The sequence below is a fragment of the Streptomyces sp. NPDC107471 genome, from assembly GCF_055582845.1.
Window position 1 is genome coordinate 153,741 of the sequence record NZ_JBVJPC010000003.1, and the last position, 20,704, is coordinate 174,444.

At 71.6% G+C, this 20,704-nt stretch carries 14 protein-coding genes, 4 tRNA genes and 1 pseudogene; 10 read left to right on the forward strand and 9 right to left on the reverse strand.

The window, feature by feature from the left end; genetic code table 11:
* Positions 1–444: 444 nt before the first annotated feature.
* Positions 445–1,506, reverse strand: coding sequence for an ATP-dependent DNA ligase (locus ACZ66S_RS10180; RefSeq protein WP_469901049.1), 1,062 nt, complete (start codon positions 1,504–1,506; stop codon positions 445–447).
* 65 nt (positions 1,507–1,571) lie between these two features.
* On the opposite strand from ACZ66S_RS10180, the gene ligD reads away from it, so the two are divergent.
* On the forward strand, positions 1,572–2,597 hold the full coding sequence (gene ligD, locus ACZ66S_RS10185) for a non-homologous end-joining DNA ligase (protein ID WP_469901050.1): 1,026 nt from the start codon (positions 1,572–1,574) through the stop codon (positions 2,595–2,597).
* Here the strand turns inward: ligD and ACZ66S_RS10190 are convergent.
* Positions 2,584–4,776, reverse strand: a complete 2,193-nt coding sequence (locus ACZ66S_RS10190) for an OmpL47-type beta-barrel domain-containing protein (RefSeq protein ID WP_469901051.1) — start codon at positions 4,774–4,776, stop codon at positions 2,584–2,586. The genes ligD and ACZ66S_RS10190 overlap by 14 nt on opposite strands.
* Positions 4,776–7,274: a ThuA domain-containing protein gene (locus ACZ66S_RS10195; RefSeq protein WP_469901052.1), complete on the reverse strand. Its 2,499-nt coding sequence runs from the start codon at positions 7,272–7,274 to the stop codon at positions 4,776–4,778. Before ACZ66S_RS10195 ends, ACZ66S_RS10190 begins: the two co-directional genes overlap by 1 nt.
* 189 nt (positions 7,275–7,463) lie before the next feature.
* Between ACZ66S_RS10195 and ACZ66S_RS10200 the strand changes: the two genes are divergently transcribed.
* The 3 genes and pseudogenes from ACZ66S_RS10200 to ACZ66S_RS10210 all read left to right on the forward strand — a co-directional run bounded on the left by ACZ66S_RS10200 (position 7,464) and on the right by ACZ66S_RS10210 (position 10,553).
* Positions 7,464–8,444 carry a multicopper oxidase domain-containing protein gene (locus ACZ66S_RS10200; RefSeq protein WP_469901053.1) on the forward strand — a complete coding sequence of 327 codons (981 nt, stop codon included), beginning with the start codon at positions 7,464–7,466 and terminating at the stop codon, positions 8,442–8,444.
* Between the two features lie 14 nt (positions 8,445–8,458).
* Positions 8,459–9,373: pseudogene (locus ACZ66S_RS10205) on the forward strand (ornithine cyclodeaminase family protein).
* A 154-nt stretch (positions 9,374–9,527) separates the two neighbouring features.
* Positions 9,528–10,553 (forward strand): LacI family DNA-binding transcriptional regulator, encoded by a 1,026-nt coding sequence (locus ACZ66S_RS10210; RefSeq protein ID WP_469901054.1) that lies wholly within the window; start codon positions 9,528–9,530, stop codon positions 10,551–10,553.
* 13 nt (positions 10,554–10,566) lie between these two features.
* Here the strand turns inward: ACZ66S_RS10210 and ACZ66S_RS10215 are convergent, their stop codons facing one another.
* Positions 10,567–11,361 carry a VOC family protein gene (locus ACZ66S_RS10215; protein WP_469901055.1) on the reverse strand — a complete coding sequence of 265 codons (795 nt, stop codon included), beginning with the start codon at positions 11,359–11,361 and terminating at the stop codon, positions 10,567–10,569.
* 268 nt (positions 11,362–11,629) lie between these two features.
* On the opposite strand from ACZ66S_RS10215, the gene ACZ66S_RS10220 reads away from it, so the two are divergent.
* From ACZ66S_RS10220 to ACZ66S_RS10240, 5 genes are all read left to right on the forward strand, one after another.
* Positions 11,630–11,905, forward strand: a complete 276-nt coding sequence (locus ACZ66S_RS10220) for a WhiB family transcriptional regulator (RefSeq protein ID WP_469901056.1) — start codon at positions 11,630–11,632, stop codon at positions 11,903–11,905.
* 15 nt (positions 11,906–11,920) lie between these two features.
* Positions 11,921–11,994 (forward strand) — tRNA-Gly (locus ACZ66S_RS10225).
* A 12-nt stretch (positions 11,995–12,006) separates the two neighbouring features.
* Positions 12,007–12,078 (forward strand) — tRNA-Glu (locus ACZ66S_RS10230).
* Positions 12,079–12,087: 9 nt separating this feature from the next.
* Positions 12,088–12,159: transfer RNA gene (locus ACZ66S_RS10235), tRNA-Ala, on the forward strand.
* A gap of 28 nt (positions 12,160–12,187) precedes the next feature.
* Positions 12,188–13,516, forward strand: coding sequence for an SDR family NAD(P)-dependent oxidoreductase (locus ACZ66S_RS10240; protein WP_469901057.1), 1,329 nt, complete (start codon positions 12,188–12,190; stop codon positions 13,514–13,516).
* 79 nt (positions 13,517–13,595) lie between these two features.
* Here the strand turns inward: ACZ66S_RS10240 and ACZ66S_RS10245 are convergent, their stop codons facing one another.
* Positions 13,596–15,389 (reverse strand): AAA family ATPase, encoded by a 1,794-nt coding sequence (locus tag ACZ66S_RS10245; protein WP_469901058.1) that lies wholly within the window; start codon positions 15,387–15,389, stop codon positions 13,596–13,598.
* Positions 15,390–16,793, reverse strand: coding sequence for a DUF2201 family putative metallopeptidase (locus ACZ66S_RS10250; protein ID WP_469901059.1), 1,404 nt, complete (start codon positions 16,791–16,793; stop codon positions 15,390–15,392).
* Positions 16,794–16,883: 90 nt separating this feature from the next.
* On the opposite strand from ACZ66S_RS10250, the gene ACZ66S_RS10255 reads away from it, so the two are divergent.
* Positions 16,884–16,959, forward strand: a tRNA-Trp gene (locus tag ACZ66S_RS10255).
* A gap of 32 nt (positions 16,960–16,991) precedes the next feature.
* Here ACZ66S_RS10255 and ACZ66S_RS10260 read toward each other — a convergent pair.
* The 3 genes from ACZ66S_RS10260 to ddaH form a co-directional block, all read right to left on the reverse strand.
* A complete protein-coding gene (locus ACZ66S_RS10260) occupies positions 16,992–17,825 on the reverse strand; it encodes a hypothetical protein (protein WP_469901060.1) in 834 nt (277 codons plus the stop codon).
* A gap of 65 nt (positions 17,826–17,890) precedes the next feature.
* Positions 17,891–18,868, reverse strand: coding sequence for an acyl-ACP desaturase (locus ACZ66S_RS10265; RefSeq protein ID WP_469901061.1), 978 nt, complete (start codon positions 18,866–18,868; stop codon positions 17,891–17,893).
* A 207-nt stretch (positions 18,869–19,075) separates the two neighbouring features.
* Entirely contained in the window at positions 19,076–19,852 is a 777-nt protein-coding gene (ddaH, locus tag ACZ66S_RS10270; protein WP_469901062.1) for a dimethylargininase, read from the reverse strand.
* Positions 19,853–20,704: the final 852 nt, after the last annotated feature.

Consider the following 20,704-nt stretch of genomic DNA (forward strand, 5'->3'; position numbering starts at 1 on the left):
ACTCGGCTGACGCCGCTTCGACGGCGGGGGTTCCGGTGGTGCAGTCCAGGCCTCGCGGGGCCCCTCCCGTCTGGGTCGCGCCGGCCGGCAACGGGCTCCGGCCGACCCACTCGGCTGACGCCGCTTCGACGGCGGGGGTTCCGGTGGTGCAGTCCAGGCCTCGCGGGGCCCCTCCCGTCTGGGTCGCGCCGGCCGGCAACGGGCCCCGGCCGACCCACTCGGCTGACGCCGCTCCGACCGCAGGGTCCCGCTGGCGCAGTCCAGGCCTCGCGGGGCTCCTGGGGTGCGCCGGCGGGCTTCGAAGAGATAGCTCCCGTCGGCCACCCGGCTGACGCCGTTCAGATCGTGGGGGTCCCGCCGGTGCAGTCCAGGCCCCCCGAGGGGTCGGATCCGTCGGCGCAGAGCCGACTCGGTCGCCCCCGCCGACGCGGTCCCCGCGCCCCCTCAGCCCAGGATCTCGTCCAAGTCGTACCGGACCGGTTCCTCCAACTGGGCGTATGTGCAGCTCTCCGGGGTGCGGTCGGGGCGCCAGCGGCGGAAGCGGGCGGTGTGGCGGAACCGTGCGCCGTTCTCCATGTGGTCGTACGCCACCTCCGCGACCCGTTCCGGCCGCAGCGGCACCCAGGACAGGTCCTTCTTGCCCGACCAGCGGCTCGGCGCCCCGGGCAGCCGGGCGCTCTCGTGGGCGGCCTCCTCGGCCCAGGCCGCCCACGGATGCCCGGAGACGTCCGCCATCCGCAGCGGCTCCAGTTCCCCGATCAGCTCGGCGCGGCGCTTCATGGTGAAGGCCGCGGACACGCCGACGTGCTGGAGCGCGCCCCGGTCGTCGTACAGGCCGAGCAGCAGTGAGCCGACGACCGGGCCGCTCTTGTGCAGCCGGTAGCCCGCGACCACCACGTCCGCCGTGCGCTCGTGCTTGATCTTGAACATGGCCCGCTCGTCCTGGAGATAGCGCAGCGTGAGCGGCTTGGCGATGACCCCGTCCAGGCCCGCGCCCTCATACTCCTCGAACCACTGCCGGGCCACCTCGATGTCCGTCGTCGCCGGCGCCACGTGCACGGGCGGTGTCGCGTCGGACAGGGCCGCCGTGAGTAGTTGCCGCCGGTCCGTCAGCGGGACGTTCAGCAGGGATTCGTCCGCCAGGGCCAACAGGTCGAAGGCCACGAAGGAGGCCGGCGTCCGCTCCGCCAGCGTGCGCACCCGGGAGGCCGCCGGATGGATCCGCTCGGTCAGCGCGTCGAAGTCCAGCCGCCCGTCCCGGGCGATGACGATCTCCCCGTCCATCACGCAGCGCTCGGGCAGCCGCTCCCGCAGCGCCTCCACCAGCTCGGGGAAGTACCTGGTCAGCGTCTTGCCGGTACGACTGCCCAGCTCGACCTCCGCTCCGTCGCGGAACACGACCGCCCGGAAGCCGTCCCACTTCGCCTCGTAGTGCATGTCCGGCGGGATCTTCGCCACCGACTTGGCGAGCATGGGCTTCACAGGGGGCATCACCGGCAGATCCATGGTCCGATTCTGCCCGCGCATGCCCCGAAATGCCTGATATGCCGGGCTCGCTTACCGTGGCTCGCATGGGTGACGCGGTGGAACTGGAGGCGGGCGGCCGGACCGTACGGCTGTCCAGCCCGGACAAGATCTTCTTCCCGGAGCGCGGCTTCACCAAGCTGGACCTCGCCCGCTACTACCAGTCCGTCGCCCCCGGCATCCTGCGCGCCCTGCGGGACCGTCCCACCACCCTGGAGCGCTATCCGGACGGGGTGACCGGCGAGAACTTCTTCCAGAAGCGGGCCCCCAAGAACATGCCCGACTGGATCCCGACCGCCCACATCACCTTCCCCAGCGGCCGCAGCGCCGACGAGATGTGCCCCACCGAGGAGGCCGCCGTCCTGTGGGCCGCCCAGTACGGCACGCTCACCTTCCACCCCTGGCCGGTCCGCCGCACCGACGTCGACCGCCCGGACGAACTCCGCATCGACCTGGATCCGCAACCCGGCACGGACTACGACGACGCCGTGCGCGCGGCCCACGAACTGCGGTCGGTGCTGGCGGAGTTCGGCGGTCTGCGGGGCTGGCCCAAGACCTCCGGCGGACGCGGACTGCACGTCTTCGTGCCCATCGAACCGCTCTGGACCTTCACCCAGGTGCGGCGGGCCGCGATCGCGGTCGGACGCGAGATGGAACGCCGGATGCCGGAGCACGTGACCATCAAGTGGTGGAAGGAGGAGCGGGGCGAGCGCATCTTCATCGACTACAACCAGACGGCCCGCGACCGCACGATCGCCTCCGCCTACTCGGTACGGCCCCGCCCGCACGCCCCCGTCTCCGCCCCCCTGCGCTGGGAGGAGGTCGGCGAGGCGCACCCGCAGGACTTCGACATCGCGACCATGCCCGCGCGCTTCGCCGAACTCGGCGACGTGCACGCGGACATGGACGATCACGCCTTCTCGCTGGAACCCCTGCTGGAGCTGGCCCGGCGGGACGAGCACGACCACGGCCTGGGCGATCTGCCGTACCCGCCCGAGTATCCCAAGATGCCGGGGGAGCCCAAGCGGGTACAGCCGAGCCGTGCCAGGAAGCCCGGTACTACAGCTCCTTGATCCTGACGTCCCGGTACGAGACCACGTCCGTCGTGCTGTGCACCTGGAGTCCGATGTAGCCGGAGGAGAACCGCCGTCCGTCCGTGCCCGGGTCGTCCGAGCGGGCGGGGTAGAAGTCCTGTCCTGCGAAGTTGTCGAACTCGTTGATCAGCACGCCGTTGCGGTAGACCGAGTAGTGCTGGTCGACCACCCGGATCTCGTAGTCGTTCCACGTGCCCTTCTGGGTGACGCCCGCACCGGCGAGCCCCACCCGGTCGAAGCCGTAGATCGACCCGGTCTTGTACATGTCGCCGTCCGGCCGGTCGAACACCTGCACCTCGTGGCCGTACTTGATGGCCGCCCACTCCGGCCGGGGCTCCTCCGGGTGGTCGTGGACCCACGGGAACCGCACGAACACACCGGAGTTGGCGTTGCCGGTGCCCGGGGCGTCGTCCCGCCACTGGAGCTTGAGCGAGAAGTCGCCGTACTTGCGCTCCGGGAACCAGAGCATGCCGAGACCGTCCCTCGTGGTGCCGGAGGTGATGGAACCGTCGCCGTTCGGCGCGAAGGAACCACCGCCCACCTGCTGCCACTTGGCGAAGGAGGCCGCGCTGCCGTCGAGGATCGTGCGGTAGCCGTCGGTCTGTCCGGGCCTGCCGATCCCGGACTCACGGGCCGCCGCGTCGATCGCGTCGTACTCGCGCTCGTCGACGACCCCCTCCTTGAAGAGCCTGTCGAGGACCGTCTTCACGTGCTTGAGGAACAGCGCATGGGACGTCCACTCCTTCTCGTCCTCGATCAACTCGTTGATACGGCACCGGCTGTTGGTGATCCGGTTCGGCACCCCGGAGTCGACCGTGCCGACGATCACCGTCAACCGCTCGTCGAGCTCGGCGCAATTGGGCGCCGGCACCTGACTGGAGACCACGGTGAAGGTCACCGTGCGCGCCGTCGAGGTGTTGCCGGCCTTGTCGGTCGCCCGGTAGGCCAGGGTGTGCGTGCCCGCCCGGTCGACGACCACGGGAGCGTTGTACGTGAGGTAGGGGCCGGCGTCGATCGAGTACTCGATCCCGGCGACCCCCGAACCGCCCTCGTCCGTGGCGCTCACGGTCACCCGGGCGTTGCCCACGTACGCCCCGTCGGAGTTCCGCGTGCCGTCCACGGTCACACCGGTGACCGGCGGGACGGTGTCCTGCGGGGCCGCCGCGACGACCGTGAACCGGACGCTCTTCTCGGCGGCCACGTTGCCCGCCTTGTCGGTCGCCCGGTAGCGCACGGTGTGGGCGCCGACCTGGTGCACCATCACCGGCATGGTGTACGGCTGCCAACTCCCGTCGTTCACCGCGTACTCGATGGTGTTGACCCCGGAGCCGGTGTCGGACGCCGACACGGTCACCGTGGCCATGTCGATGTAGGTACCGTCCGGGTTCTGCTCGCCGCTGACCGTCGCCGAGGTGTCCGGCGGGGCGGTGTCGTCGGAGGGCGGCGGGACGACCGTGAACGAGGCGGTCTTCTCGGCGGAGACGTTGCCCGCCTTGTCGACGGCCCGGTAGCGGACCTTGTGGTCGCCGACCTGGTCGACGACGACCGGGGCGGTGTACGGCTGCCAGGCGCCCGTGTCCCCGATCCCGTACTCGATCCGGTCGACGCCGGAGCCGCCGGCCTCGTCGGTCGCCGTGACCGCCACGCTCGCCGAACCGACGTACTGGCCCTGCGCGTTCTGCGTGCCGGTGACCTGGGCGGCCGTCGAGGGCGCGGTGGTGTCCTCGCCGCTGCCCTCGGTCACCACCAGGATGCCCTGCATCTGTCCGTGGCCCGGGATCGTGCAGTGGTAGAAGTAGCGGCCCGGGGTGAGCGTGACCTCGGCGGTGTGACGGCCGCCCATGTCGTCGTTGGGGTTGGCGAGGATGTTGAGTTCGACGTCGTTGTTGAACTCGGGATCGCTGGTCACGAAGGTCAGCGTGTGCGGCATGCCGGTGGTGTTGCCGGTGGCCGCGCTGTTCTCGAAGACGATCGTGGCCGAACCCGCGACCGCGGTCGTCGGGGCCGAGGTGTACTTGGTGATGTCGTCGCCGGCGGTCCAGGTGAGTGTCTGGGCCGCCGCGGCGACCGGTTCGGGCCGGGCCTGGGACGTCGACTGGAGGCCGAGCATCATCAGCAGGGCGGCCACCAGGACGGTCAGAGCTCTCCGGGGGTGCATCACTGCCCTCCTCTCGCGAGCTGTCCGGCGGCCGGGGTCGGCCCGCCGCCCTGGTAAGTGACCCGCCACAGGGCCGACTTGGCGTCGGAGGTGAAGAACCCGCGCCCGTAGTCGAGGACGTACAGCGCGCCGTCCGGGCCGAACTTCCAGTCCATGAGGTTCTTGATGCCGTCGTTGCCGATCGGCACGATCTTCTTGATCGACTCGGAGTGGACGGGCAGTCCGCCCTCACCGTGGGTCCGCGGGTCGGTGATGACCGCGTTGCGCGGCTGGTCGGCGTCGTAGAAGTCGCCGACGAACCACTTGCCGTCCCAGTAGGGGGGCCACTTGACGGTGCTGCCGGCCGCTGCGGTGTCGTAGCGGTAGACCGGCCCGTTCATCGCGGCCTGGCCGCCGCCCTTCAGCCACGGCAGCAGGTACTTGGCCTCCTCCTGCTTGTAGGACGGGATCCCGCTCGCGTTGCGCGGGTAGTCCGGGGCACCGCCCTGCGGCGAGTACCAGATGTTGTTGCCGGTGACCGGCGGGAGGTTGACCAGACCGTCGTTGTTGGGCGACTCGTTCTTCGGGTGGTCGCAGTCGTACCAGCCCAGCGGCTGGTCGGGGTTGGGCAGGTTGCGGTCCCGGTAGGGCTGCTTGTTGCCCATGCAGTACGGCCAGCCCCGGTTGCTCGCCTTGGTGATGACGGCGAAGGTGTCGTACTTGGCCGGGCCCCAGGTCGTCGAGGGCGCGCCGGCGTCCGGCCCGACCCAGCCGGCGTACAGGACGTCGGTCTTCTTGTCGACGGAGATCCGCGCCGGGTTCCTGACGCCCATGACGTAGATCTCGCCGCGGGTCTTGCCGCCGCCCTCTGCGGTCTCCTTGCCGGTGAAGAGGTTCCCCTCGGGCAGGGTGTACGTCCCGTCCGCCTCCGGGTGGATGCGCAGGATCTTGCCGTTGAGGTTGTGGGTGTTGCCGGCGGTGCGGCGCGCGTCCGCGAAGGAGACGCCCTTGTAGTTCGGCTGCGGGTTGTTGCCCGAGTAACCGCCGCTGAAGCCGCTGGAGTTGTTGTCGCCGGTCGCGATGTACAGGTTGCCCTTCGAGTCCCAGGCCATCCCGCCGCCCGCGTGGCAGCAACTGTGCACCTGGACCGGCCACTTGAGGAGGACCTTCTCGCTGTTCAGGTCCAGCTTGTTCGTGGCGAGGTCGAGGGTGAACCGGGAGACCCGCCGCTCGGCCATCCGCGTGTCACGGTTGACGCCGGAGTGCGGGGTGTAGTGCAGGTACACCCAGCCGTTCTCCTCGAAGCGCGGGTCCAGCTCGATCCCGAGCAGCCCCTCCTCGACCTTGACCAGCTCGTCGCCGCCGCCCTTGTTGCCGAAGACGGTCAACGCGCCCGCGAGGGTGACCTTCTTGGAGGTGGGGTCGTAGACGTGGATCTCGCCCTTGCCCTTGCCGATGTCGGGGTTGTTCCAGTCGGTGATCACGGGCTGGGAGGAGTCGGCGCCGCCCCGGCCGATGTACAGGACCCGTCCGTCAGGCGCGGTGACCAGGCCGTGCGGTTCACCGATCTGGTCGTTCTGCCCCGGCTGGTTGGGCTGGGTGAGGCGCTCCGCCTTGTAGTTGGCGTTGATCGTCGCCTTGCAGTCGGCCTGCGCGAGACGCGAGGTCCACAGCAGCGCGCCGCGCAGATGGGCCCGGAAGTCCGTCTCGTCGTACGAGGAGACCGTGCCGCCCATGCCGGTGTAGAAGGACCGGCCGCCGTCGTAGTCCCGGCACCAGCTCACCGGGTGGTCCCAGCCGTTGGCGCCCGCGCCGGGCTGGTAGGTCGACTCGCGGACCCGGGCCACGGTGTGCACGGCGCCGGACGGGTTCTTCGTCCAGTTGAACCACTGGTCGGGGCGTTTCCACTGCACCGGCAGGTCCTTGGTGGCCGGATGCTGCCGGTCGCCCACCTCGACGGTGGCCCGTTGTACGGCCGTCGGGCTCGAGGTCGCCGGGCGGGCTCCGACGAGCCCCGTGAACCAGTCGGAGTACGGCTCGGCGCGGGCCGCGTCATGGATGCCGACGAAGCCGCCGCCCGCCTCCATGTAGGCCTCCAGGCCCGCTTCCTGCTCGGGGTCGAGGACGTCGCCGCCGCCGGTCAGGAAGACGATCGCGTTGTAACCGCCGAGCGCCTGCTCGTCGGTGAAGACCCTCGCGTCGTCGGTGGCCTCGGTCTCGAACCGCTGGTTCGTCGGACCGGACAGCCCGATGCTCTCGATCGCCGCGATCCCGGCGTTGACGACCGGCGACTCGTCGCCGCCCGCCGCGGTCCCGTAGAAGACCAGCACCCGTACGTCCCCGCCGCCCGGTGGCGACTTGACGGACATCGTTGTCGCGGCTCGGTCGGGGGCGGGCAGCGCCCCCGCGGCCGGTCCGGACATCAGTCCGGCGGTGACGACCCCCGCGGTCACGGTGGCCGTCCAGATCCGTCTCCTCGCGCTTCCTCCGCTTCTCGCGCTCAACCCTCGTAAGTGCATGGGCACCTCCTCGGTCACAGCAACAGCGCCTTGGAAGCTAGACCCCTTTGCCTCACTCGCCAATACCTATGACCGGGATGCCGCCAACTTTGTCCTGAGTGTGGATAAACCGCTCCACGGCCGGTACCGTCTCACAGGTTCATCACAGGTACGTCTCCGCAAAACCCGTATCACGGTGGGGAGTTCTGCATGGGCGCACTGAACAGACGTGGCTTCAACCGGCGGGTGCTGCTCGGCGGCGCGGCGGTCGCGACATCGTTGTCCCTGGCCCCGGAGGCCCGCAGTGACGCGGGTCCCGCGCAGGCCGCCCCGGGCGGCGGCGAGGTCAAGCGCATCAAGCTGTACGCCGAGAGACTGGCCGACGGGCAGATGGGCTACGGCCTGGAGAAGGGGAAGGCGACCATCCCCGGCCCGCTCATCGAGCTCAACGAGGGCGACACCCTGCACATCGAGTTCGAGAACACCATGGACGTCCGGGCGAGCCTGCACGTCCACGGCCTGGACTACGAGATCTCCAGCGACGGGACGAAGCTGAACAACAGCGACGTGGAGCCGGGCGGCACCCGCACCTACACCTGGCGCACCCACGCCCCGGGCCGCCGCGGCGACGGCACCTGGCGGGCGGGCAGCGCGGGCTACTGGCACTACCACGACCACGTCGTCGGCACGGAACACGGAACCACCGGCATCCGCAAGGGCCTCTACGGCCCGGTGATCGTCCGCCGCAAGGGCGACATCCTGCCCGACGTGACCCACACCATCGTCTTCAACGACATGCTCATCAACAACAAGCCGGCGCACTCGGGGCCCAACTTCGAGGCCACGGTGGGCGATCGGGTCGAGTTCGTGATGATCACGCACGGCGAGTACTACCACACCTTCCACATGCACGGTCACCGCTGGGCGGACAATCGCACCGGCATGCTCACCGGCCCCGACGACCCGAGCCAGGTCGTCGACAACAAGATCGTGGGCCCGGCGGACTCCTTCGGCTTCCAGGTGATCGCGGGGGAGGGGGTCGGGCCGGGCGCGTGGATGTACCACTGCCATGTGCAGAGCCACTCCGACATGGGCATGGTCGGCCTGTTCCTGGTGAAGAAGACGGACGGGACGATCCCCGGGTACGAACCGCACGAACACAGCGGGCAGCGTGCCGAGCACCACCACTGACCGATCACGGGCGGGTGACTCTTCTTCTCACCCGCGGTGATCCGGAGACGGTGCTGGAGCCGGCGGCCTGCGTCGAGGTCCTGCGGGACGGCTTCCGGGACGCGGACAGCGGGTGGGTCGCGGGGCGAGGGGTGCGCACGGACCTCCCGTTCCCCGGCACGGCGACCGCGCTGATCCCGGGCCTGCTCCCCGGCGTTCCCGCCTGCACGGTGAAGGTCGACGCCAAGTTTTCCGGCGCCCGACCCGCGCTGCGCGGGGTGATCTGCCTGCACAGCGGCACCGACGGTGAACTGCCGGCGCTGCTGGACTCGGCGACGGTCACGGCGTGGCGGACAGGGCTCGCGGCAGCACTGGGCACCCGTCTGCCGGCCGGCCGTGGAGACGTCGTTGGAGTGATCGGGGCGGCGCGCAGGCCGAACAGATGGTGCGGGGCCCGGCAGTGCTACGACCCCGCCGTGCCCTCGTCGTGCACGACACGTCCGCCGACCGTGCCGCGGAGTTCGCCGTACGGCACGGCGGCCGTGTGCTGTCCCGCGCCGCGGACGTCGCCGGGGCCGCCGACATCGTCCTGGCGGCGACCTGGTCCCGGGAGCCGCTGCTGCACCTGCGCGACACCGGGCCGGCACATCACGAGCCTCGGCGTTGACGAGCCCGGCAGGTCGGAACTGGCCGCCGACCTGCTGGACGCGGCACCGCTGGTGGTCGACGACCGCGAACTCGACGCGGAAGCAGGCGTGTTGAGGCGTCCCGACGCGACCCTGGGCGCGATCGTGCGTGCCGAGCACCCCGGCCGCACGGCCGACACGGACCGCACGGTCCACGCCCCCGTCGGCATGCCCTGGCAGGACATCGCGTCGGCCTGGACCGCGTACCGGCGAGCCGAGCCGGCGGGGATCGGGCGGGGATCGGGCGGCGGGTGGATCTGCTGACCTGAAGCCGCTCACCGGATGTCCGGAAGGCCCCGGCAGACATGCCACGGGTGCGGATCAGCCCCTGCCACCTCCCAGTCCACTCCCGAGAGCGCTCTCACCGCCTCCTCGTCCGGGGCTATCCTGATCGGCAGCCGCCGACGAGGAGCCCGAAGTGACCGAGACAGCGCCGCGCCCGACTCTGGAGGCCGTGGCGGCCCGGGCCGGGGTGTCGCGGGCCACCGCGTCCCGAGTGGTGAACGGCGGGGACGGGGTCAGGGAGCCGCTCGTCGAGCGGGTCCGCAAGGCCGTCGAGGAACTGGGCTACGTGCCCAACCAGGCCGCCCGCAGCCTCGTCACCCGGCGGCACGACGCCATCGCCGTGGTCGTGGCCGAGCCGGAGACACGGGTCTTCGCCGACCCCTTCTTCGCACTGCAACTGCGCGGCATCAGCAAGGAGTTGACCGCCCACGACAACCAGCTCGTCCTGCTGCTCACCGAAGGCCGCGACGACCACGCCCGCGTTGGACGCTACCTCGCCGGAGGGCACGTCGACGGCGCGCTCGTCTTCTCGCTGCACCTGGACGACCCGCTGCCCGGGCTGATCCAACGGGCCGGTGTCCCCACGGTGTTCGGCGGGCGGCCCGGCTGGAGCGACGGGTCGACGGACGTCGTGTACGTCGACAGCGACAACCGGGGTGGTGCCCGCGAGGCCGTACGGCATCTCGTCGGACTCGGGCGCGGCCGCGTCGCCCACATCACCGGCCCCCTCGACCAGACCTCCGCCGCGGACCGGCTCGACGGCTACCGGGACGTCATGGGCGACGCCGACCCCGGGCTCGTCGTGTCGGCGGACTTCACCCCGGCCGGCGGGGAGCGGGCGATGCGGGAGCTCCTCGACCGGTGCCCGGACCTGGACGCGGTGTTCGCCGCCAACGACCTCACGGCCTCCGGAGCCCTGCGCGTGCTGCGCGAGCGCGGGCGCCGGGTGCCCGAGGACGTGGCCGTGATCGGCTTCGACGACATGCTGCCGGTCGCCGAGCAGACCGATCCGCCGCTGACGACGGTCCGTCAGGACATCGAGGAGATGGGCCGGTTGATGGCCCGCCTGCTGCTGCGGGACCTCGACCCCGCAGGCGCGGGCGCCGCACCGGCCGGTGTCGTCCTGCCCACCACGCTGGTGCGGCGCGCCTCCGCCTGACCCCGGTCGCCCGCTAGGGCGCCTGCTGCGGATCGCTCCTGATCACCGCGAAGCGGGCGCCGTAGGGGTCGGCCAGCTTGGCGACCCGGCCGACGCCGGGCACGTCCGTGGCGGGCAGCCGGACGGTGCCGCCCAGTGCCTGCGCCTTGGCGACCGCGCTGTCCGTGTCGGTGACCTCGAAGTACGGCATCCAGTACGCCCCGGCCTGCGCCTCCAGCGGGTCGTCGGCGAGCGGGACGATGCCGCCGAACATGGCGTCCTCGTCCTGTCCGTCCGGGAGCACGGTGGTGTACGTGCCGCCGGGGAAGTCGACGGCGTAGGTCTCCAGGCCGAGGGTCGCGCGGTAGAAGTAGGCGGCCATCGGCAGGTCGGCCGTGTACAGCTCGACCCAGCACAGCGAGCCCGGCTCCTGGGTGACCTCCAGCCCCATGTTCTGTCCGGGCTGCCAGATGCCGAAGGGTACGCCCGCCTTGTCGGCGAGGATCGCCATGCGGCCCTGGTCCATGACGTCCATGGGCTGCATCAGCACCGCTCCGTGCGCCTGCTCGGCCGCCTTCGCGGTGGCGTCCGCGTCGGGGGTCTGGAAGTACACGGTCCAGGAGGGCGGGCCCTGGTCCGGTGTGGTCTGCATGCCACCCGCGGCGATCCTGCCGTCGAGCCGGAACAAGCCGTAACCGCCGACCTCGGGCGGTCCCGGCTGGAAGTCCCAGCCGAACAGGCCGCCGTAGAACGTGGTGGCACCGTCGATGTCGGGGGTGCCGAGGTCGATCCAGTTGGGAGCGCCGGTGACATAACGGGTCGTGAGCATCTCTGCCCTCCTCTGAGGGGTCCCGTTGCCTGTACCGCCGAGTCTTGCACCGCCCACTGACAATCGCCGCCGGGACGCCCGAGCGAGTCGGTGACGATCTCGGCGGCCACCTCCCGCGGGGCCCGGCGGCACGCCGATGAACAGTTTCCGCGCGCCGCCGTGCGCGCCCGCACCGGGCGGGGGACCATCAAGGCTGTCGGAGGCCGTGAACGGCGGCGTTGATCGCGCGTTGATCGAACGTTTTTCGCCGCCCGGCACGATCTCGGCCATGCACATCGACACCATCACCCCGTCCGACCCCGCCTGGCAGGCGCAGGCGTTGTGCGCGCAGACCGGGGCGGACTTCTTCTTTCCCGAGCCGGGCAGCTCGGTGCGGGAGGCGAAGCGCATCTGCGGCATGTGCGAGATGCGCTCGGCCTGCCTCGAGTACGCCCTGGCCAACGACGAACGCTTCGGCGTCTGGGGCGGTCTCTCCGAGAAGGAACGGCTGGCGATCAGACGCGGCTGCACAACCGACGAGCCGACGGGCCGGGAGTGCGGTTAGGATCCCGGAGCGCACCCCGGGCGTAGCGCAGAGGCAGGCGCACCGCCTTGCCAAGGCGAGACACACCGGTTCGAATCCGGTCCCCGGGCTGCGTGCACGCGGGCCCTGTGGAGCAGAGGCAGACTCGCCGCCTTCTCAGGGCGGATACGCCGGTTCGAATCCGGCCGGGGCCCATGGCACAGGGGTCGGTAGCGCAGCGGCAGGCGCACCTTCATCGCATGAAGGGAACGTCGGTTCGAATCCGACCCGGCCCACGGCAGGGCGCGAACGGGGCGGGGACCCATGGGGGACATGATCGACGAGGCGGAGCTGGCTGCCTTCCACCGTACGGTCGGCAGACTGCGCGAGCTGCCCGTCGACGACCCGGTGCGACTGCGCGCCGAGCAGGTCGCCGCCTCCTTCGCCCGCGACGGACGGCTGCGGCGGCGCAAGGCGCGGGGTGCCGAGACGGCCGCCGCCGACGCCGGCACCATGGCGGCCACCGCGACCGGCGCCCACGACCGGCGCGAGGACGCGCCCCTGGCCGTGCCCGGCGACGCGGGCGTCTTCCGCAAGCCCCGCAACTGCTATGTCTGCAAGTCGTCCTATCGACACGTTGACGCCTTCTACCACCGCCTCTGCCCCCGCTGTGCCGCCGACAACACCGCCCGCCGGGCCCTGGCCACCGACCTGACCGGGCGCCGCGCGCTGCTCACCGGCGGCCGCGTCAAGATCGGCTTCCAGCTCGCCCTGATGATGCTCCGGGACGGCGCGGAACTGTTGGTGACCAGCCGTTTCCCGCACGACACCGTGCGCCGTTTCCGGGCCGCGCCGGGCAGCGACCGGTGGCTCGACCGGCTGACCGTCCTCGCGGTCGACCTGCGCGACCCGCGCCAGGTCCTCGGCCTGTGCGAGGAGCTGTGCCGGGAGGGCGCCCCTCTGGACATCCTCGTCAACAACGCCGCGCAGACGGTACGCCGGCCGCCCGAGTCGTACGCCCTCCTCGCCGCCGCCGAGCACGACGAACTGCCCGCGGGGGCGCGGCGGGCGCCGGGCTTCACCTCGACGCGGATGCTGGAGGGCGGGGCGGCGGCGCTGCCCGTCGCGCTGCGCGAGGCCGACGAGGCCGGGCTCCTGCCCGACCCGTCCCCGGAGAACTCCTGGTCGGCCCGGCTCGGCGCGCTCGACCCCGCCGAGGTCCTGGAGACCCAGCTCGTCAACGCGCTCGCCCCGGTGCTGCTGTGCGACCGCCTGCTGCCCCTGCTGCTCGCCTCCCCGCACCCCCGCCGGTACGTCGTGAACGTGACGGCCGTCGAGGGCCGTTTCGCCGTCCGCAACAAAATGGCCGGCCATCCGCACACCAACATGGCCAAGGCCGCGCTCAACATGCTCACCCGCACGAGCGCCGCCGAACTCGCCGAGCGGGGCGTGCACATGTGCGCCGTCGACACCGGCTGGATCACCGACGAGAACCCGGCACCGAAGAAGGAGCGGATGGCCCGCGCGGGATTCCGCACCCCGCTGGACGTCGTGGACGGGGCGGCGCGGGTGTACGACCCGATCGTGCGCGGCGAGGCGGGCGACCCCGTGTCCGGGGTGTTCCTGAAGGACTACCTGGAGGCGGAGTGGTGAGGGGCCCGGTGCCCTGACATGAGGCGGCTCCGTGCCCCTCGCGCCGCCGCCGTGACGGCGTGGTCCCGACGAGGTCGACTCACCGGCGCATCGCCATGAACACCTCCGTCCAGAACCGCTGTTGCTGGACCGAGGCGCCCACCAGATAGGTCGCACGCAGCTTCGCCGGCAGCAGGGCGACGAGTCGGGTCACCGCCTCGCGGTGCTTCCTGAGCTGGGACAGCTCCGCGTTGGCGAGGACCTGGTGGACGACGTCGCTGTCGTCGCCGCCCTCCGAGGAGCGGTCCGCGGCCCGGCGCAGACGGGCCTCCCAGGCGTCGACGTCCCGCGCGATCTCGCGCAGGCCGGTGACCTGGCGGCCCCGGAAGCGGTCGATCAGCGCGGTGAGCGGCACGGGGGCGTACTCGCCGTCGCCGAGGTAGACCGTGCCCATCTCCAGCGGCAGCCCGCGCCGGTGCAGCTTGATCAGCCGCTCCAGCGTGCGCTTGGTGATCCAGGCCCGTCCGTCGTCGTCGATGTCGTGCTTCCACCACTCCAGGACCGTCTCGGCGTCCGAGCCGTACCGGGCCAGCAGCCACTCGTTGGCCGGTATGTCCTCGGGCTCGACCTGGAGCGAGGCCGTGAAACGGGTCGCCTGCGCGATGTTGTTCCGCGCCACCAGCATCTTGCGGCCCAGATGGTACGGCGGGTTCTGCACCGCGATCTGCGCCCTGAGGTTCTCGATCCGCCGCCCCGCCAGCGACCACTCCTGGGTGATCTCCATGAGCTTGGCGAACGCGGCCTTGTCCTTGGGCCGGTTGTACTCGTCCCACACGATCGCCTTGGGCTCCGGCCCGGTGAACCGCACGGCCAGCAGGTTGTCGAGGGTGCCGTCGGCCGAGGGGATCGGCGCGCACAGGTCCTCGACGTTCGTCACCGGCAGCGAGAAGTACAGCGGCTCCCGGCCCAGCTCCGCCCGCACCGTCTCCCGCACCAGCTCCGTCTTGCCGCAGCCGGGAGGGCCCTGGAGGAGCACGGTCCAGCGGCCCCGCAGTGCCGCCCGCAGGACCTGCCGCACCGGGTCGGGGACGGTCGCGGGGTTGGGCACGCCGAGGGACTCGGCGATCCGGTCCAGGATCTCGGCGGTGCGGTTGCGCCCCGGTCCGCCGTCCCGGCCCGGCTCGGCCAGCCGCAGCCGCTCCCCGTCGACCAGCGGGAGCCCCCAGCGCAGCGGGAAGCCCTCCCGTGCGTTCGCCAGGACGTGGTCGAGGGTGCGCGGGGACAGCAGCTCGCGCAGGGCGGGGGAGAGCGACGCCCACAGCGAGAACACCGGACGCAGGTCCCACGGACGGTACTTGTGCGCCAGATGCCGCCGCCACGAGGTGTCGTTCGCGGTGATCCTGAGCGTCACCATGCGGTCGAGGAGAGCGAGGTCGCTGCGCCGGGCCGAGGTCTCGGCGAGCGACTCGTTGTCCGTGAGGAAGACGCCGACGCAGCCCAGAGCGCGCAGATCGTGCTCCCCGAGGGTCCAGTTGCAGGCGATCTGCATGAGCTGCGACTGGATCGTCTCGCCCGCCTGCAGGGAGTCGTCGACGAGCAGCACGAACGGCCGCCCCGGCTTGAGCTGGCTCATCACCAACTGGCGCAGGGCCAGTTCGCCGGTGTGCGGGTCGCGCACCGGGGCGTTGACGAGCAGGTCGTCCGGGGTGAGGTTCGCCGCGGGCACGTACACCAGCGTCGTGTCCTGGTAAGCCCGGGCGATGTGCGAGAAGAACGTCGCCGTCTTGCCGATGCCGTGCTCGCCGAAGATCTGCCCCGTATGCCCCATGTCGATCATCGCGTCGATGAAGGACTCCAGGCGTGAGGTGGTCAATGGCTCCGTCTTGGTCGTCATCTACCGCGATCCTGTGGTGACGCGATGGCAGTCCATCGCGGGGGTGTGCGTCTCCGGCCAGTCGTGGCCGCCCTCCGTGATCAGCCAGATCCACTTGTCCGGCTCGGCGGGTGTGATGGGCGGGGCGTATCCGTCGGTGAGCATCACGACGGCGTCCGGGGTGACGTCGAAGCGCCGCCCGCGGACCTCCGTGCGGCCCTCCACGTAGTCGGCGACCGCCTGGAAGCTGGTGCCGCCTCCGCCGTAGACCCGCTCGCCGGGCCGGAACGGCATCACCTCGGCGTCGAAGGAGAGCCAGTGCGCCTCGACCCCGTCGATCCGCCCCACGAGCCGGGTGAGCCACTCGATCACGTGGTCCGGCATGGAGCCCGAGGTGTCGTAGGCGACGACGAGCACCTTCTCCCGCACCGGGCCGCGCCGCGAGAGCATCGGGTCCTGGCCGAGGGCGGCGAGCAGCGCGCCCCGCTTCTTGGGGTACACCAGGCGCTCGCCGTCGCGCAGCCGGGAGCCGAGCACGTCGACCAGCCAGCGCTGCCACCAGTCGATCGCACGCGTGCGCGTGGTCTCGCCGCGCAGCACGCCTGCGCCGAGGGTGCCCCAGATCCGCGCGGCCCGGCTGTTGCCGTCCTCGGTGCGGCCCATCAGGTCGAGCAGCTCCCGCTCCGCGCCGGTGTGCCCGCGCCGGGCCGCCAGCAGGGAGTTGAGCAGCGCCGAGGAGACGACCGCGTCGACGGTCTCCTGGTCGGCCGGGACACCGTCCTCCCGCAGGTGGACGCAGAGCCGGGGCTCGGGGACGGGCGGGTCGTGCATGCGCTTCAGCTCGCTGTACACGCCCATGTCCGTCTCGGTGAACGTCTCGTACGGGACGGGATCGAGGCCGTGTGCCGTCAGGTCCCGGACGTAGGCGTCGTGGACGGCGCGCGGGTCGACACCCGTGGGGCGGCCGTCCAGCAGGGGGAGCTGCCGCCGCCCCAGCCGGACCAGCGCCACATGGTTGACGGACACCTCGCAGGCCAGCTCGAACACCGGGTCCGCGCGCAGCTCCGGGTCGGTGAACAGATGCCGTTGCACGAGGTGCCGGGCCTCGTGGAACAGCACGAACTTCACGCCGTCCAGGCCGAGGCCGACGAAGAAGTCCGGGTTGTAGAGCAGCAGGCAGGAGCCGTCGCCGGAGGCCACCACGGCCGCCGTGTCGACCGCGGTCGTCGGGATCTGGTGCCGGCACTTGGCGTACAGCCAGGACGCCACCGCCGACTCGGTCAGCCCGAAGTCCAGCAGGGCGGCCTCCTTCAGCCGCCGTGCCTCGTCGACCGCCCCCGGGTCGGCCGGGCGGTACCGCTCCAGCGCCCTGCGGTCGGCCAGGTCGACCACCGGGGCACGCCGCCCCCGCTCTCCGTACGCCATGTCCCGCCCCCCGTACCGGAATTCCCCCGTGCCTCATTGGTAGCAGCGCCCACTGACATCGGGCCAACGCATTACGCTCAGGGGCCAAGGGCGGGGCCGTAGCGCAGAGGCAGGCGCACCGGTCTCCAGAACCGAAGCACGCTGGTTCGAATCCAGCCGCCCCGCCCCCCTTGCCGAGCTCGGCCGCTTCCCGGCGGTTCAGGCGATCGCGGCCGCCGTCATGATCAGCTCCGGCGCGGTGCCGTGGTAGGTGTCGAGGAGCTGCGCCAGCACCGCCCAGGCCTCCTCGCGGTCCCCCAGGTGCTCGCGGACCAAGGGGCGCAGGGCGTCCTCGGCGTCGTTCACGCGCGCGGGGAACAGCGCAGGGCCCAGGGACAGCACCCGCAGCACCTGTGCGGCGGGTCCGTGCGCGGTCGCGTAGGCACCCGGACCGGGCAGGACGCCGGCCTGCCGGACGCGATGGTCGAACTTGGCGTGGCTGCCGAACTGCGCGCGCAGCGCGGGCGGGCAGTCCGGGCGCACGGACAGCGCCCAGCGGGCGTAGCCGGGCAACGGCCGTTCGCGGTCGGCCGCGGTGACGATCCGCCAGTCGCGGTGCCCGAGCACCATGGACGCCGCGCTGCGGGCCGGTCCCATGGCGGTGGCGGCACGCAACGCCCCGACCAGCCCTCGCGCCACGACGGACTGCGGAACCGGCTCCTCCTCGTGCTTCACCAGGGCGCGGGGCACGGGCACGGGGTCCTGGCGGCCGGGACCGAACGGCACCCCCCGCAGCACCGCCCGCCGCATCGTCGGGTCGGCCGAACGGTGCCCGTGCACGAGCGCGTTGAGCTCCGGGTCGTCCTCCTCCAGGATCCACACCAGCACGGAGGACGGGACCGGCGTCATCCTCAGGACGGCCTGGGCGACCCGGCGTGCGTTCGGGCCGGGCGGGGACGTGCCGAGACGCCGCCGTACCCGTACGGCGGCGTCGGCGTCGATCAGGCCCAGCAGGAAGCCGACGGCCCGCTGGTCCATGCTGCTGTCATGCATGGCCGCATGATGACGCAGGCGGCGGGCGGCCTGCACCGGAAATTCGCGGGCCCGCCCGGGCGGTGTCAGGCTCCGGCGCGAGCCGCCATCCGCGCCTTGCGCGCCGCGAGCTTCTCGTCGAACTTCAGGGCCTCCGCGTCCAGCCCGTTCATGAACAGACCGAGCTCGTCCTGCGCCTGCTGCCCCTCGGGGCCGAGGCCGTCGATCTCCATGACCTTCAGGAAGCGCAGGACGGGCTGGAGCACGTCGTCGTGGTGGATGCGCATGTTGTAGATCTCGCCGATCGCCATCTGCGCGGCGGCCCGCTCGAAGCCGGGCATGCCGTGGCCGGGCATCCGGAAGTTCACGATCACGTCGCGCACCGCCATCATCGTGAGGTCGGGCGCGAGCTCGAAGGCAGCCTTCAGCAGGTTCCGGTAGAAGACCATGTGCAGGTTCTCGTCGGTCGCGATGCGCGCCAGCATGCGGTCGCAGACCGGGTCCCCGGACTGGTGGCCGGTGTTGCGGTGCGAGACGCGGGTCGCGAGCTCCTGGAAGGACACGTAGGCCACCGAGTGCAGCATGGAGTGGCGGTTGTCCGACTCGAAGCCCTCGCTCATGTGGGCCATCCGGAACTGCTCCAGCTTGTCCGGGTCCACCGCGCGCGAGGCGAGCAGGTAGTCGCGCATCACGATGCCGTGCCGGCCCTCCTCGGCGGTCCAGCGGTGCACCCAGGTGCCCCAGGCGCCGTCCCGGCCGAAGAGCGAGGCGATCTCGTGGTGGTAGCTGGGGAGGTTGTCCTCGGTGAGGAGGTTCACCACGAGGGCGATCCGGCCGATCTCGGTGACCTTCGACTGGCCCTTCTCCCAGGCCTCGCCGTCCTCGAAGAAGCCGGGGAAGTTGCGGGCGTCGCTCCACGGCACGTACTCGTGCGGCATCCAGTCCTTGGTGACCTTCAGATGCCGGTTGAGCTCCTTCTCGACCACTTCCTCCAGCGCGTACAGCAGTCTCGCGTCGGTCCAGGCGGAGGACGGGCTGCCGAGGTGAGGGGAAGTGATCGTCACAGGTGCTCCAGGGGAACGCGGCAATAACGTGTGCGGGGTCCGGCGGGCGGCGCCGGGAACCTACGGAATCGTAGGCTACGAAACCGTAGGTTACGAGACCGTAGGTTAAGGACGCCGTAAAGCTCCCTGATCAGCAGCGTTGCCCGGGTGTGCCGAGCGGCGCGGGAACCGCAGGTCCAGGGCCGTTGGAGTGACGGCATCACCCGGTCAGGCGTACAGGTCCCGCAGGCGTACTGAGAGGCACGTCACACAGCCTTCGAGTTTCTCGAACTCGCTGATGTCCACCACGACCGGTTCGAACCCGAGGTCGGTGAGCAGCTCCGCGGTCTTCGGGGCGCTCGCGGCCATGAGCAGCTTGGGGCCGCCGAGCAGGACGACGTGGGCGCCCGCCTCCTCCGGCACGGACAGGAAGCGCGGGAAGAGCGCGGGCCGGTCCACCTTGGGGATGTGGCCGATGACGGTCCCGTCGGGCAGTGCGGTCACCGCCGACTTCAGGTGCAGCACCTTGCTCACCGGCACGGCGACCACCCGGGCCCCGAGCGGCTCGAAGGCGGCCCGCACCTGCTGGACGCCGGCCGCGTTGGTGCGTCCGCCGCGGCCCACGTAGATCGTGTCGTCGATCTTCAGCACGTCACCGCCGTCCAGGGTGCCCGGCTCCCAGATCCAGTTCACCGAGCAGCCCAGGCGTGCCACGGCCTCCTCGACCCCGGTGGTCTCCTCGCGCCGGGACTCCGCGCCGGGGCGCGCGATCAGGGCGACGTTCTTGTACATGACGACCGTGTCCTCGACGAACACCGAGTCCGGGCAGTCGTCCTCCGGGTCCACCTCGACGGTCTCCCAGCCGTGCGCGCGCAGGGCCTCGACGTACGCCTCCCACTGCTCGAGCGCGAGGTCGACATCGACCTTCTCCCGCTCGACGTGCGTCACCAGACCTTCGGCGAGGCGCGGGCTGGGGCGGCGGACGAGGGCCTTCTTGCTGGGCACGAGGGAACTCCGTATCGGCGGGACAGGGACGGCGCGCGTGACGGGCGCCGGTCAGCCATCATGCAGCGCCGGTCCGTGTCGACAAAACCCCCGCAACCAGGCTGTGCCCCTCCTGAGACGCACCGACCGCACGACAACCGTCGAGCCCACACGCACGCGTACCGCCCGACGGGCCCTCCGCGACAGCGGCCACGTGAGGTTGTCGCCCCGGCCTTCTGTGACACCGCCGAGCGGGGTGCCGCTTCGCGGGTCTCGCTCAGCAGCGGCTCGTGAGGTCGCCCAGGGGCCTTCCTCGGCGGTCGCTAGGCGTGCGTGCCGCGTGATGGGGCTCTCGCGGCAGCGGTCGGGCGCGCGTGCCGCTGCACGGGCCTCCGGCGGCAGTCGCCGCGCGGCGCGGGCCGCCTCGCGGCTCCCTCAGAGGTAGCCCCGCCGAGGGTGTTGCCCACGGGCCTATCGCGGCAGCCGCCAGGCGCGCGTGCCGCTTCATGGGCCCTTCGCGGCAGCGGTCAGGCGGGCACGCAGCCTTACGTGCCTCTCGTGGCTGCCGCCGCGCGGCGGGGGCCGCTTCACGGCTCCCCCAGAGGTCGCCCCGCGCGGGAATTGCCTACGGTGCTCGCCAGCCGCCAGCCGCCAGCCGCAGCCGCCAGCCGCCAGCCGCCAGCCGCCAGCCGCGCGTGCCGTCCCGCGGGCTTCCGCGGCAGCCGTCACGCGCGCGTACCGCATCACCTTTCGGGCCGCAGGCACGCTTACCGCCTCACGGACCTCCCGTGGCAGCCGCCGTACGGCCCCCGCCGCAACCGCACCACCGTCCCAGCGGCCCACTGCGCCGGGGCGCGCGCCGCGGACGGATGG